At 53.8% G+C, this 12,528-nt stretch carries 9 protein-coding genes; 5 read left to right on the top strand and 4 right to left on the bottom strand.

Features of this window, described 5'->3' with window-relative positions; genetic code table 11:
* Positions 1-171 precede the first annotated feature (171 nt).
* The 3 genes from ACRJJO_RS21090 to ACRJJO_RS21080 are packed head-to-tail and all read right to left on the bottom strand — an operon-like array spanning position 172 to position 5,962.
* Complete coding sequence (locus ACRJJO_RS21090) at positions 172-2,487, bottom strand: 3-hydroxyacyl-CoA dehydrogenase NAD-binding domain-containing protein (RefSeq protein ID WP_431067538.1); 2,316 nt, start codon at positions 2,485-2,487, stop codon at positions 172-174.
* Positions 2,484-3,626 carry a thiolase family protein gene (locus ACRJJO_RS21085; protein WP_431067537.1) on the bottom strand — a complete coding sequence of 381 codons (1,143 nt, stop codon included), beginning with the start codon at positions 3,624-3,626 and terminating at the stop codon, positions 2,484-2,486. Before ACRJJO_RS21085 ends, ACRJJO_RS21090 begins: the two co-directional genes overlap by 4 nt.
* Positions 3,623-5,962, bottom strand: coding sequence for an alpha/beta fold hydrolase (locus ACRJJO_RS21080; protein WP_431067536.1), 2,340 nt, complete (start codon positions 5,960-5,962; stop codon positions 3,623-3,625). The genes ACRJJO_RS21085 and ACRJJO_RS21080 overlap by 4 nt, the downstream gene beginning before the upstream one ends.
* A 463-nt stretch (positions 5,963-6,425) precedes the next feature.
* On the opposite strand from ACRJJO_RS21080, the gene ACRJJO_RS21075 reads away from it, so the two are divergent.
* Entirely contained in the window at positions 6,426-6,917 is a 492-nt protein-coding gene (locus ACRJJO_RS21075; protein WP_341327394.1) for a hypothetical protein, read from the top strand.
* Between the two features lie 545 nt (positions 6,918-7,462).
* On the opposite strand, the gene ACRJJO_RS21070 is transcribed toward ACRJJO_RS21075, so the two are convergent.
* The gene (locus tag ACRJJO_RS21070) at positions 7,463-8,626 is read right to left on the bottom strand and encodes a PilT/PilU family type 4a pilus ATPase (protein ID WP_431067535.1); all 1,164 of its coding nucleotides are present in this window, start codon (positions 8,624-8,626) and stop codon (positions 7,463-7,465) included.
* Between the two features lie 185 nt (positions 8,627-8,811).
* On the opposite strand from ACRJJO_RS21070, the gene ACRJJO_RS21065 reads away from it, so the two are divergent.
* The 4 genes from ACRJJO_RS21065 to argJ are packed head-to-tail and all read left to right on the top strand — an operon-like array spanning position 8,812 to position 12,446.
* Positions 8,812-9,855: a tRNA (5-methylaminomethyl-2-thiouridylate)-methyltransferase gene (locus ACRJJO_RS21065; RefSeq protein WP_431067534.1), complete on the top strand. Its 1,044-nt coding sequence runs from the start codon at positions 8,812-8,814 to the stop codon at positions 9,853-9,855.
* Positions 9,852-10,079: a sulfurtransferase TusA family protein gene (locus ACRJJO_RS21060; protein WP_431067533.1), complete on the top strand. Its 228-nt coding sequence runs from the start codon at positions 9,852-9,854 to the stop codon at positions 10,077-10,079. The genes ACRJJO_RS21065 and ACRJJO_RS21060 overlap by 4 nt, the downstream gene beginning before the upstream one ends.
* The gene (locus ACRJJO_RS21055; RefSeq protein ID WP_431067532.1) at positions 10,079-11,221 is read left to right on the top strand and encodes a cation diffusion facilitator family transporter; all 1,143 of its coding nucleotides are present in this window, start codon (positions 10,079-10,081) and stop codon (positions 11,219-11,221) included. The genes ACRJJO_RS21060 and ACRJJO_RS21055 overlap by 1 nt, the downstream gene beginning before the upstream one ends.
* Positions 11,222-11,231: 10 nt before the next feature.
* Positions 11,232-12,446, top strand: coding sequence for a bifunctional glutamate N-acetyltransferase/amino-acid acetyltransferase ArgJ (gene argJ / locus ACRJJO_RS21050; protein ID WP_341327399.1), 1,215 nt, complete (start codon positions 11,232-11,234; stop codon positions 12,444-12,446).
* Positions 12,447-12,528: the final 82 nt, after the last annotated feature.

The following is a 12,528-nucleotide window of genomic DNA, read 5'->3' as shown; positions in this document are numbered from 1 at the left end:
ACGTATTCACCCAGCACCTAAATTCCATAGCCCATTGGCTATGGTTAACTATCTTGGATAATTTAGGTGCTGGGTTCACGGCGTCCTGTCGGGCGAGCGACCGCACCCTAGCCACATCTCGCACTTTCATTTGCCAGGCCTTCATGAACGTTACGTTTCACGATTGCCCCGTTAGTTTCTCAACGGCTTGCCGGTTTTCAGCATGTGTTCGAGCCTTGCTACAGTGCCGGGTTGCTTGACTAGGTGCAAAAAGGCTTGCCGTTCCAGGTTCAACATGTCTTGTTCGCTGATCGGATCGAGGCTGTCGGTGTCGCCGCCGCTCAATACGAAAGCCAGTTGGCCGGCGATTTCCCGGTCGTAAGCGGTCGCCTTGCCCGAGAGCGATAAGTTGCGCACGGCAATCTCGAGCGCCGCGCGGGACGAGGCGCCCGGTAAATAATAAACATAAGGTTCCGGCGGCCGATAATCGGCGATCATCGTCAGGACGCGCGCCTTTGCGTCGGCCAACAGACGGTCTTTGTTCATCGTGATGCCGTCGTGTTCGGATAAATAGAGTAATTCCTTTGCCAACAAGGCCGATTTGGACGTCTTGGCGAGCGCGATGGTCTCGAAGGCTTGCGAAATCGCCGGCATCGGTCCGCCCGGACGGTTAGGCAAGCTAAGCCATCGGCGCAATAACTCCTTACAGCCGCCCCAGCCCGGCACCAAACCGACTCCGGTTTCGACGAGGCCGGTATACAGTTCGGCATGGGCTTGCACCGCATCGCAATGCAGCAGAATTTCGCAACCGCCGCCTAGCGCTAAACCGGATGGTGCGCCGACGACCGGGAAAGGCGCGTATTTCAAGGCGTGATAAGTTTGTTGCCCGAGTTCGACGATTCGGGCGACGGCATCCCAATCTTGCCGCATCAATGCCGGGGCCAGCAGAGTTAGATTGGCCCCGGCCGAAAAATGCTCGGCTTCATTATGGATGACCATACCTTCGAAATTATCACGGACGACGCCGATACTTTGTTGGGTCAGGCTCAGGCTGTCCGGGTCCAAGGTATTCATTTTACTATGGAATTCCAGGCAAACGATGCCGTCGCCGATGTCCCACAAACTGGCCGATGCATTATCGAGCAAAGGACCGGTGCGCCGTTTGATATCGCCGAGCGACAACATGCCTTCGGGACGGTGGATCGGCCGATAGCGGCGGTCTTCGTCCTTACACTCCAGGACGCCTTGCTTGTCGGCGCGATACAGGCTTTGCCGGTCCGCGAGCAGATAGGGAATAGGTTGGTGTTTCTCTTGAAGCCGCTCGACGAACCAATCGGCGCCGAGACGATCGAGTAGTTCGAACGGGCCGAAATGCCAGTTGTAGCCGAGGCGCATCGCGGTATCGATCGCAAGCGGATCGTCGGCGATTTCCGGAATCAAGCTAGCCGCATAGCTTAGCGTGTCCGACCAGACCCGCCAGGCATAGCGATTGAGCGCTTCGCCGCCGGATAAAAATTTTTTCAAATCTTCGGGTCTGTGACTGACGCCGTCGATGCGGTATTTTTCACTGACACGATAGTCACCGGTTTGGAGATCGATCGCTTCCTTGATTTTGGTTTCGGCATCGGGCTGGAGACGATAAAAGCCGCCGAGGCCCTTACGTCCTGTGTAGCCTTTCTCGATCATGCGGCGCAGCAGGGGAGGAACGGCGCAGATTGCCCGCAAGCGGTCCTTGGCCGGCAGGCTTTGCTTAAAGCCGCTCAGAACATGCGGCATCAGATCCAGGCCGACCAGGTCCAGTAAACCGAACACGCCGGTTTTCGGAATGCCGAACAGCGCCATTGCGGCATCGCATTGTTCGACGGTCAAGTTATTCGCGATCGCTTCGAGCAATGCCGTTTGTATCCAAAAAGTGCCGATCCGATTCGCGATGAAGCCCGGCGTGTCCTTGCAAGTGACGCAACCTTTACCGAGGCGCAGGTCTGCGAAAGTCGCTACCGCATCGAATAAATCAGGTGCGATGTCGACCGGCGCGATCAGTTCCAGTAGGCGCATGTAGCGCGGCGGATTGAAAAAGTGCGTGATCATGAAGCGCCGCTTGAAGCTTTCGGATTGTTGCAAGGTTAGCACCTTCAGCGGCAGTGTCGAGGTGTTCGACGATATCAGCGCATCCGGTCGGCAGACCGCTTCCAGTTGTCGATAAAGGTTACGTTTGATGTCCGGATCTTCGAGTACGGCTTCGACGATCCAATCGGCCTCGGCCAGACAGGCTAAATCGTCCTCGATATTACCGGGCGAAATCAGCCGAACGTTGTTCGGGTGCATCAGCGGCGAGGGTTCGGCGGCAAGCATTTTGGCGATCGCTTGCTCGGCAATTTGATTACGGTTCGTTGCGTTATCCGGGACGATGTCCAGTAAGACCACCGGAATACCTGCATTGGCGATATGCGCGGCGATGCCCGCACCCATTACGCCGGCGCCGACGACCGCGGCTTTTTCGATATTCATGATGCTGCCTCCAGAATGGTTGCAATGCCTTGCCCGCCGCCGATGCACTGTGTGGCCAGCGCATAGCGCTTACGCTCTCGGTGCAGTAGGCTGGCCGCCTTGCCGGTGATGCGCGCGCCGGTCGCGCCAAGAGGATGGCCTAGCGCGATCGCGCCGCCGTCGAGGTTGAGTTTTTCGATAGGGATAGGCAATTCTTGTAATACGGCCAAAGCCTGCGCGGCGAAGGCTTCGTTCAATTCGACCAGATCGATGTCTTCCAGTGTTAAACCTGCTCTTTGCAAGGCTTTGTGCGTCGCGGAAACCGGGCCGATACCCATGATTTCGGGCTGGCAGGCGGATACAGCGATCGATTTGATGCGGGCCAATTTCGGCAGTTCGTGCGCATCGGCATAAGCCTCGCTGCATACCAATACCGCCGCGGCGCCGTCGGTCAGCGGCGACGATGTTGCAGCCGTGACGCTGCCGTTTTGCAGAAATGCCGGTTTGAGCTCGGCTAGACCTTCAGCAGTCGAATCGGGGCGCGGACAGCCGTCTTGATCGATGCGATCGCCTCGGTGCGTTAGAATCGGTACGATCTCATCGGCAAAGTCGCCGTTTTGTCGGGCGTGCTGCGTTTTGCGCTGGCTGGTCAACGCGAAATTTTCTTGGTCCCGGCGGGCTATGGAATAGCGGCGCGCCAGATTTTCGGCGGTCTCTCCCATGCTCATGTAGGCTTCCGGGTGATCTTTATAGAGCCCCGGATGCGGCAAGGTATTGAATCCGCCCATCGGCACACGGCTCATCGATTCGACGCCGGCGCAAACGAATATCTCGCCGGCGCTCATTTGAATCGCGCCGGCCGCGATATGAATCGCTTGCATCGATGAACCGCAGAAACGGTTCACGGTCATGCCCGCGATCGATATCGGTAGTTCCGCCAGCTGCACGACGAGGCGCGCGATATTGAGGCCTTGCTCGCCTTCCGGAAAGGCGCAGCCGAGAATCAAGTCTTCGATAGCATTCGGGTCGACGCCGCACTTGTCGATCAGCGCCTTGACCACTTGCGCGGCCAAGTCGTCGGGTCTGACGTGGGCTAACTCACCTTTGCCCGCCGGCGTGAACGGCGATCTGGCATATCCTGCGATGACTACATTATTCATGATGCTGTCTCCTCTTCGGGAATGGCTTGCGTTATGGGGCGGCTGGTGTCCTCGGTTTGTTGCAGCGAGCATAAAAAATCGTCGATCACAGACCAAGTCTCGCCGATGTTTTCCATCAGAATGCCGTGTCGGTCGGCATCGATCGAATGTAAATATTTTCTTGACGCGCCTAATCTAGCGAATACGGTTTCGGCGCTTTCCGGAGCGACGATCGGGTCCCGGTCGGCATAGAGTAGTAACGTCGGTGTTTCGATACCGGGCAGTAATTCATCAAGATGCTGAATCAGCCGGCGTAATTCGAATAGCGCCCGGATCGGTGTATTACAATAATTGATATCGGGATGCTCCGGCGTGTTGTCGATGAACGGTTTGACGCCCTCGAAAGAAGACAGCCAGCGTACCAGGCTATTGGTGTTATGCAGTAAAGACACCAGCATGAATGACGGGTTCATGAATTTGACCGGAACCGAAACTGCGACAACACCAGCGATTTCCTGGCGGTTTTCCGCCGCGAGTTTGAGCGCCAAAGCGCCGCCGGTTGAAAAGCCGATCAGGACGATTTTTCCGCAATGCGCTTTGAGAATCGTGAAGCCTTTGCTGACGCTGTCGAACCATTGCTCATAGCTCAAATCTCTCAAGGCATTGGGCGACGTGCCGTGACCCTTCAAGCGAATCCCAAGCACCGTGAAGCCTTGACGTGCCAGCGTGCGTCCGTAATCGCGCAGTTCCGCGGGGCTGGCCAACAGGCCGTGGATCAACAGAATGCCGATGCCGTTGGTTCGGGCTGGTTTCATCAAGAATGGAGACGGGTCGGCAATGGCACTTTCGTGTTGTTTGATCGTGCCGTTTTGCAGCGTGCTAAAAGTCTGCTGTTCGTAGGCCAGCGCGATCAGTTCGTCATCGAAATGCCAGGCCGCCAGTTGTTCGGGATCGATCTTTGAGTAGGCTTGGTCGGCGGCCGAAAGCGTATCGCGCACGGTGCTTAGCGGCGCCGCTTCGTTATGGTAGACCGCGATCGGATTTTCCAGACGGATTTGGTCGAAGTCGTGGTCCTCGCACAGTTTCGGCAAAAAATGGTAGCATTCATCTTGTTCGGCAATCAGTTGCGCGTCCTTGGCGATGCAGATGAAGTGCTCGAAGCGGTCGTTGACGCAATGGATCAGGTCGCTGTAATCATCCGGATTCAACAGACTTCGATGTAAATGAATGTCGGGATTTTTTTGCAAATTTTTTATCGCGATATACAACACGGTATAAAATCGGCATTTTTCGATATGTTTGAGTCCGGCGCCTATTTTGCTCATGATCAGCGTCGAGGCCAGATGGCTGAGGTTTACCGTCACGTTGGCATAGATGGCTTTCATGTATTGATTGCGCGAACAGCTTGCATTTTTGAAGAATAGATAGCCGAGCAAGCGTTCTTTCCAATTTCTCGGTGCGCTTGTTAAATTGAACGCATCGTCCGGCTCGCGTATGTCAGGCGCCGTTTTGCCCATGATCCAATGCGTGCGCCAATCCCAGACACAACAAGGATTGACCGGTTCGCCCATGCGGATGTCCATGTCGGTATCCTTGAGTAAGATATTGCCTTCGATCAAGAGTTCTTCGGTTTGCCGAAGACTCATCGTGTCCGAAAACAATTCGACGCTTTTAAACAATAAATTTTCGGAGTTGCGAATCGGATAAAATGTGATGTTGGCAGGGACGATCAAGGTCGGTTTTAGCGAGGTCGCCATCAATTGGTCCAAACTGTCGAGTTCGAGCAAGGATTGCCAATGTAGCAAGCGCTCTTTGTCTTTCGTTTTGAAGGCATGGCGAATCGCCGATTTCAACGCTTCTACCCCTTGGCCTAACACGGCAGGCCCCGTATGATGCTTACGCCGAAGTCCGGTCATGCGCGAATAAATACTGTATTCGCCTTTTTTGTCGATGACTCGCCGGTCCTTGACCATGCCGCCTTCGGGGAAAATAATGACTTTACGCCCGCGCAGGATTTGGCAGGCCAAGATAGCGAACAAACGGGGGTGATCGTGCGGAAATACGCCGACATGCTTCAAATAATTCGATAGCACATTGTCTTCCTTGAAGAATTCGCCCGACGCGATCGAGCAGCTGTAAGCGCCGGTTTGTTCGAAAAATAGAAATTGAGGAATGAAGGTTTCGAAGCGGGAAAAATGGTTGAACAGAAAAATATCGCCTTGCAATACTTGGTTGTCGGCGAACAGCTCGAATTTGACGCTCAATAAGTTTTTGACCGCTCTGAACAACTTGACCGAGCGAATATAGAGCGCGGTATCGATGTCGTACCAGTTTTCGGGATAATCGACAGACTTCATGGTGCTATGACTCCCTGGCGTCTTTCGAGGGGCGCCGTTTGAGGTCTCGCATAAAACCGACCGAATCGAGCGAGTCGAATAATAGCGGATATTATTCAAAGACTTTTTACTTTTGCATCGGTTCCCTAAGATTGAACGTATACTTTTCGCACTTCACATATCGGCAGTGCCTTAGGAGGCGCCGGGGTGCTCGGCAAAGGCTTTTGCCAGCGCCTATGCCGGCAAAGTATTTACTCCCTTCTTACTGAAGAATCGTTCAACTTTGTTGGGTATGGGGTATGCCTATCGAGGAGCGCCGTGAACCCGTCCATGGGGGCTTGACGGCGGCTCCCTGCCGCCGACATCCTCGCTAGGCATACCCCACACCTTCTCGTTCTTAATACGCTTTTTCGGTCAAAAGGGAGTAGCAAAATATGCACAAAATAACTTCTATCATTTGTAGTTGTTCTTTATGAACCGGAGCATGCAAGAAAAAATCGAGCTCGAACATGAGGCGGCCAAGCTGTTCATGCGGCTTTACGAACAAAAAACGGGCATTCCGATGCGGCATATTTGGCATAACGAGCCGAAAAAACCGGATGTATCTTGTTACCTAGGCGATCGGCGCTTGGATTTGGAAATTGCGCATTTGTACGGTAGTGAAGAAGAAGCCCAACTGATTTTGGGGCGCAAAGTCAATATCCGGACGCTAGAGGCGCTGCATCGCTTGATTACCGTTCCGGTCGGCGATCGTTTGTTGAATGCGTTGAATGCGATTTTGGTCAGCAAGGCCGAAAAGTCCTATCACAGCGACCGGGTTTGGCTGGTTTTGCGTAACGCCAATCCGCTTTGGAGCCGTGAAGAACTGGAAGATAATTTGCACCGGGTAACGCTACCCGAGTCTCATTCGTTCGAGCAGATTTGGGTCGTCGGAGACATGGAAGGAAAGTCCGGTATTTTGCGGTTGTTTCCTTGAGCTATCCTGGTTCTCACGCTCCTTTCGTCGCGACGCATAAACTGTAGGGTACGCTGCGCGTACTTTCATGCCGTTAAGCACCGAATCCCGCCCTGGATCACACCATTGAGGCTTGAATTAACATTTGTGGGATGCCATGGTACGCGCAGCGTACCCTACTGGCTGATACCCTCGGGGGCCCGGATGCCCTGTGGGAGCGATCCCCTGATCGTCCCTCACCTAGCGTTAGGTGAGGGAAGGTCGAAAGTGTTAAGTAATAATAAATGGTATCGAGGCCGCAAAAACTAAAATATGCTGTTACCCAAGCTCCAGCTTGGGTAACTTGTTTTTTTTCTGGTTCCCACGGTCCTCCGTGGGAACCCATACCTTGTCAGCCGAGGCAAGATCGGTATGCATTCCCACGCTGGAGCGGTGGGAACGAGGAAAACGGTAGTTTTTGACTTAAGTATAACGATGAGAGCTGGAGCTTGGGAAAGAGCGAGGCCTTGGTCATGATCGAAACGTCCGGGACGGGTTGAATAACTCGGCCCGCGCGGAAAAAAGGTTTAGCTTTGTCCTTCTTCCTCCTGATCCTTTTCAATCGCCTCAAGCGAGAATCTTGAAGTCAGTCCGCCAGGCGATTTAGCGACCGCTTCGGTCGCCGAACCCTTGCCTTCGCTGAGGTTGATTTTTAATTTCAGATTGTTCGGCGAATCGGAATTTTGCAAAGCTTCTTCGAGCGAAATTTTGCCTTCCTTGAAAAGTTTGAGCAAATGGCTATCGAAGGTTTGCATGCCGATGTTTTCGGATTTTTCCATCGCTTCCTTGATCGCATGAATTTCGCCTTTATGAATCAAGTCTTTGACCAATTGTGTTCCCAGCAAAATTTCGATCGCCGCGACCCGTTTGCCGTCTACGGTAGGAACCAGTCTTTGCGAAACAAAGGCTTTCAAATTCAGCGATAGATCCAGCAATAATTGGTTACGCCGTTCTTCCGGGAAAAAATTGATGATGCGGTCCAAAGCCTGATTGGCGTTGTTGGCGTGCAGCGTCGATAAACAAAGATGTCCGGTTTCGGCGAAGGCGAGCGCGTGTTCCATCGTTTCTTGAGAGCGGATTTCGCCGATCAGAATCACGTCGGGCGCTTGGCGAAGCGTGTTTTTCAGCGCGTCTTCGTAACTGAGCGTATCGACGCCGACTTCGCGTTGATTGACCAGGCAGCGTTTGTGCGGATGTATGTATTCGATCGGGTCTTCTATCGTGATGATGTGCCCCGACGAGTTACTGTTGCGGTGATCGATTAGTGCGGCCAGGGAGGTCGACTTGCCGGAGCCGGTACCCCCGACGAACAGAATCAAACCGCGCTTTTCCATGATGACTTTTTTCAACACTTCAGGCAGGCCCAATTGATCGGCATTCGGAATATCGACCTTGATGTTGCGGATGACCAAGGCCAAGTTGTTGCGCTGTTTGAAAATATTGACGCGGAAGCGGCCGATGCCGGGTTCGGTGATCGCCAGATTCATCTCCGGGACGTGTTCGAAGTCTTTTTGCTGATCGGCATCCATTAAACTGTAGGCGATAGTCTTGATGCGTTCGCCGGTCAGTTTTTCGCTTTCGAGCGGTTTCAGCGCGCCTTGAAATTTGGCCGCGGCCGGCGCGCCGACCGTCAGGTAAAGATCGGAGCCGTCTTTGCTGACTAGAATTTTTAGATAATCTTTAAAATCCATAATGAATCCATTAGTTTACATGTAGGATGGGTAGAGCGGGGCGAAACCCATCGGGGAGCCGCGGTACCAAAAATTTGATGGCTAGTCATTCTAGGTGATAATCACCGAAGTTGAACCCAGTTTAGCCAAGAAATGCGTATAATGACGCAATTTTTAAACAAGCAATTTAAAACGATAACAGCGTTATGTCCGAACAAAGAAAAGCGGCGGCATTGATTTCCGGAGGATTGGATTCGATGTTGGCCGCTAAAGCGATCATCGAACAAGGGGTGCATGTCGAAGGCATCAATTTTTTCACCGGCTTCTGCGTGGAAGGACACACGCATGCGATTCGCGAACGCGACCGCGCCAAACCCAAGCGCAATAATTCGCTGTGGGTGGCCGAACAACTCGGTATCAAATTGCATATCGTCGATGTCATCGAAGAATACAAGGATGTGCTGATCAATCCGAAGCACGGTTACGGCAGCAATATGAACCCGTGTCTGGATTGCAAGATTTTCATGGTCAACAAGGCCAAGCAATGGATACAAGAGAACGGTTTCGATTTCATTATCACCGGCGAGGTCATCGGTCAACGGCCGATGTCGCAGCGCAAACAAACGATGCCGATCATCGCGCGCGAATCCGGCGCCGACGATTTGCTGCTTAGGCCCTTATGCGCCAGAAATCTTCCGGAGACTCTGCCGGAGCGCGAAGGCTGGGTCGACCGCGCCAAATTGTTCGGCTTTAGCGGACGATCCAGAAAACCGCAAATGGAATTAGCGCAGCAGTTCGGCTTCGTCGATTATGCGCAGCCGGCCGGCGGCTGTTGTTTTTTGACCGACGAGAGTTATTCGGCGAAATTAGTCGATTTATGGCAAAACCGGGGTACGAAAGACTACGAACTCGACGATGTGATGTTGCTGAAAGTCGGGCGGCATATCCGTCCCAAGTCCAATTTCAAAGTCATCGTCGCGCGCGAGGAAGGCGAGAGCCGTTTTCTGGAAGGCTATAAAAAAGAATTTACCAGCTTGATCAGCAGCAGTCATAGCGGACCGTTGGCTTTGATCGACGGCGAACCGACCGATGAGGACTTAGCCTTGGCCGGACGCATCATTGCACGTTACGGACAAGGGCGCGATGCCGAGCAGGTCGATATTTTGGTTAGAAGTCAAAACGGCCTTGAACAAACGATTCAGGTGGCCCCGTTCGCGCCGGAGCAAATTGCCGAGGAGTGGTTCGTATGAGCCGGGAAACCCTGAATGCGCGGCGTCTGCTTTGCCCGTTGCCGGTGATACGAACGCAAGACAGGGTCAAACGCATGACGGCGGGAGAGCAGTTGGAAGTCATTTGCACCGATCCCGGCGTAATGCAGGACATCCCCGCCTGGTGCCGCATCAATGGACACGCGGTCCTAGAAACCAAATCTGAAGACGGCGAATATATTATTGTTCTCGAAGTAGGCGAATAATGGTCGAAGCGCGCCAGTCAATCGAGTCCGATCGTCTAAAAGCGAAGGTCAGTGTCCTTGCCGCATGGACCAACCTGGCCTTGTCGGTCCTGAAAATCGGCTTCGGAATTCTGGGTCAATCGGCGGCCTTGATCGCGGACGGTGTACACTCCTTATCCGATCTAGCCAGCGATTTACTGGTCATTGCCGCGATCAAACTGGGTGCGCGCGAGGCCGACTTCGATCACCCCTACGGGCATCGGCGTTACGAAACGATCGCGACGGTTGCGCTGGGCGTCGGGTTAATTATCGTGGCCGGCGGCATCGCCTATGATGCGCTGGAAAGAGTTCGCCAGCCCGAGCGCTTATTGATTCCGGAATTCGAGGCGATGGCGATAGCCGCCTTATCGGTATTGACTAACGAATGGCTCTATCAATACACCAAGCGCATTGCCAAGCAAACCCGGTCCAAATTATTACTGGCCAATGCCTGGCATCATCGTAGCGATGCGATATCTTCGATCGTCGTGATCATCGGCGTGGCCGGCGTTTGGGTCGGTTATGAATATGCCGATGCGGTTGCTGCCGCGATCGTCGCATTGATGGTCGCTAAAATCGGTTTAAGTCTGGTGATTCAAAGCGTCAAGGAGTTGGTCGATACCTCATTGCCCGAGTCCTTGATCCGCGAGATACGCAGAGTGATCAAAACGACTCCCGGCGTGCGCGGCATTCATCTGCTCAGAACCCGGCAAATGGGCGAAGATGCCTATATCGACGCGCATATCGTCGTCGATGCCAGAATCAGCGTTTCCGAAGGACATATGATCGGCGATGCGGTCCGGCAAAATCTGAAAGCCGAATTCGACGACGTGGTCGACGTATTGGTCCATGTCGATCCGGAAGACGACGAATTCATCGACGAGCCGGTCGATGTGTTGCGGGCGGATGTGCAGGGTTACTTGCGTAACTATCTGGCCGAATTATTCGAAGATATCGAAGATTTCAAGATTCATTATCTGGAAGGGACGATCGAAATCGAAGTGATTTTGCCGCATCTGATGGGGAGTCAGCCGGAACGGATGGAAAAAGTTAAGCAACAATGCGCGCTGATGGAAGGTGCGTTTCCCAACATTAGCAAAATAAGCGTTTTATTGAAAATTTAAAGGAGTCTATATGGCGGTGGGGCAGGTGACGTTTCCGGTAATGCACCGGGTAGCCGGGATCGAATTGGGCACGACGTGCGCGGGCATCAAGCAAACGCAACGCGACGATCTGTTGCTCGTACAAATGCGCGAAGGATCGACTTGCGCGGCGGTGTTTACACAGAATGCGTTTTGCGCGGCTCCGGTAGTTGTCGCGAAGGAACATTTACAACAGGCCCCGCGTTGGCTGCTGATTAATTCCGGTAACGCCAATGCCGGTACCGGCAAGCGTGGGTTTGACGACGCCATGTTAACCTGCGCGGACGTGGCAGGACTTGCCGGCGCGGATGCCCGGCAAGTCCTGCCGTTTTCGACCGGCGTGATCGGCGAACCGTTGGCCGTCGATAAAATCAAGGCGGTTTTACCGAAAGCCTTTGCCAATCTGGCCGAGGATCATTGGGAGCAGGCCGCGCGCGCGATCATGACCACCGACACTTTTCCGAAAGGAGCGTCGATTGTCCTCGAAATCGACGGCGAGACGATCACGTTGACCGGCATATCCAAAGGCGCGGGCATGATTCAGCCGAACATGGCGACGATGCTGTCTTTCATCGCGACCGACGCCAAAATCGAGCGTGAATTGTTGCAAGCGTGTTTGGCGCGCGCCGCCGAATTATCGTTCAACCGCATTACCGTCGACGGCGATACCTCGACCAACGACGCCTGCGTCTTAATGGCCAGCGGCTGTTCGAAAGTGCCCGAATTGACCGAAGGCAGCCCGGCCTACCAAGCCTTTGCCGATGCCGTGTTGAAGATTTGCAAGCAACTTAGCGAAGCGATCGTTCGGGACGGCGAAGGCGCGACCAAGTTGATGCGGATCGTCATAGATCAAGCCTTGGATGATGATGAAGCGGTGCGCGTCGCCAAGACCATAGCCCATTCGCCTTTGGTCAAGACCGCGTTTTTTGCCAGCGATCCGAATTGGGGTCGTATTCTGGCGGCGGTCGGCAGGGCCGGCGTCGACAACATGGACCTGGAGCGAGTCGATATACATCTGGGTGACGTGTGCATCGTGCGCGGCGGCGGCCGCGCCGAAGACTATACCGAAGCGGCCGGCCAGCGCGTTATGAACGAACCGGAAATCACCGTAACCGTAACGCTCGGGCGCGGCAGCGCCTCGCAAGAAGTCTTGACCTGCGATTTTTCCTACGACTATGTGCGGATCAATGCGGAGTATAGGACTTAGGAGGGAAGAGGTAAGAGGTAAGCACGGTGCTCTGTGGGAGCGATCCCCAGATCGTCCCTCACCTAACGCTAGGTGAGGGAAA

It is taken from the genome of Methylotuvimicrobium sp. (assembly GCF_050611805.1).
Taxonomy (GTDB): Bacteria; Pseudomonadota; Gammaproteobacteria; order Methylococcales; family Methylomonadaceae; genus Methylotuvimicrobium.
Note: the sequence above shows the minus strand (reverse complement) of the source record. Positions and strands in the feature narration are given on the sequence as shown.

Bases quoted from the DNA above. Each gene is read 5' to 3' on its own strand.
- ACRJJO_RS21090 (WP_431067538.1), bottom strand. From the start codon at position 2,487: ATGAATATCGAAAAAGCCGCGGTCGTCGGCGCCGGCGTAATGGGTGCG.
- ACRJJO_RS21085 (WP_431067537.1), bottom strand. From the start codon at position 3,626: ATGAATAATGTAGTCATCGCAGGATATGCCAGATCGCCGTTCACGCCG.
- ACRJJO_RS21080 (WP_431067536.1), bottom strand. From the start codon at position 5,962: ATGAAGTCTGTCGATTATCCCGAAAACTGGTACGACATCGATACCGCG.
- ACRJJO_RS21075 (WP_341327394.1), top strand. From the start codon at position 6,426: ATGCAAGAAAAAATCGAGCTCGAACATGAGGCGGCCAAGCTGTTCATG.
- ACRJJO_RS21070 (WP_431067535.1), bottom strand. From the start codon at position 8,626: ATGGATTTTAAAGATTATCTAAAAATTCTAGTCAGCAAAGACGGCTCC.
- ACRJJO_RS21065 (WP_431067534.1), top strand. From the start codon at position 8,812: ATGTCCGAACAAAGAAAAGCGGCGGCATTGATTTCCGGAGGATTGGAT.
- ACRJJO_RS21060 (WP_431067533.1), top strand. From the start codon at position 9,852: ATGAGCCGGGAAACCCTGAATGCGCGGCGTCTGCTTTGCCCGTTGCCG.
- ACRJJO_RS21055 (WP_431067532.1), top strand. From the start codon at position 10,079: ATGGTCGAAGCGCGCCAGTCAATCGAGTCCGATCGTCTAAAAGCGAAG.
- argJ (WP_341327399.1), top strand. From the start codon at position 11,232: ATGGCGGTGGGGCAGGTGACGTTTCCGGTAATGCACCGGGTAGCCGGG.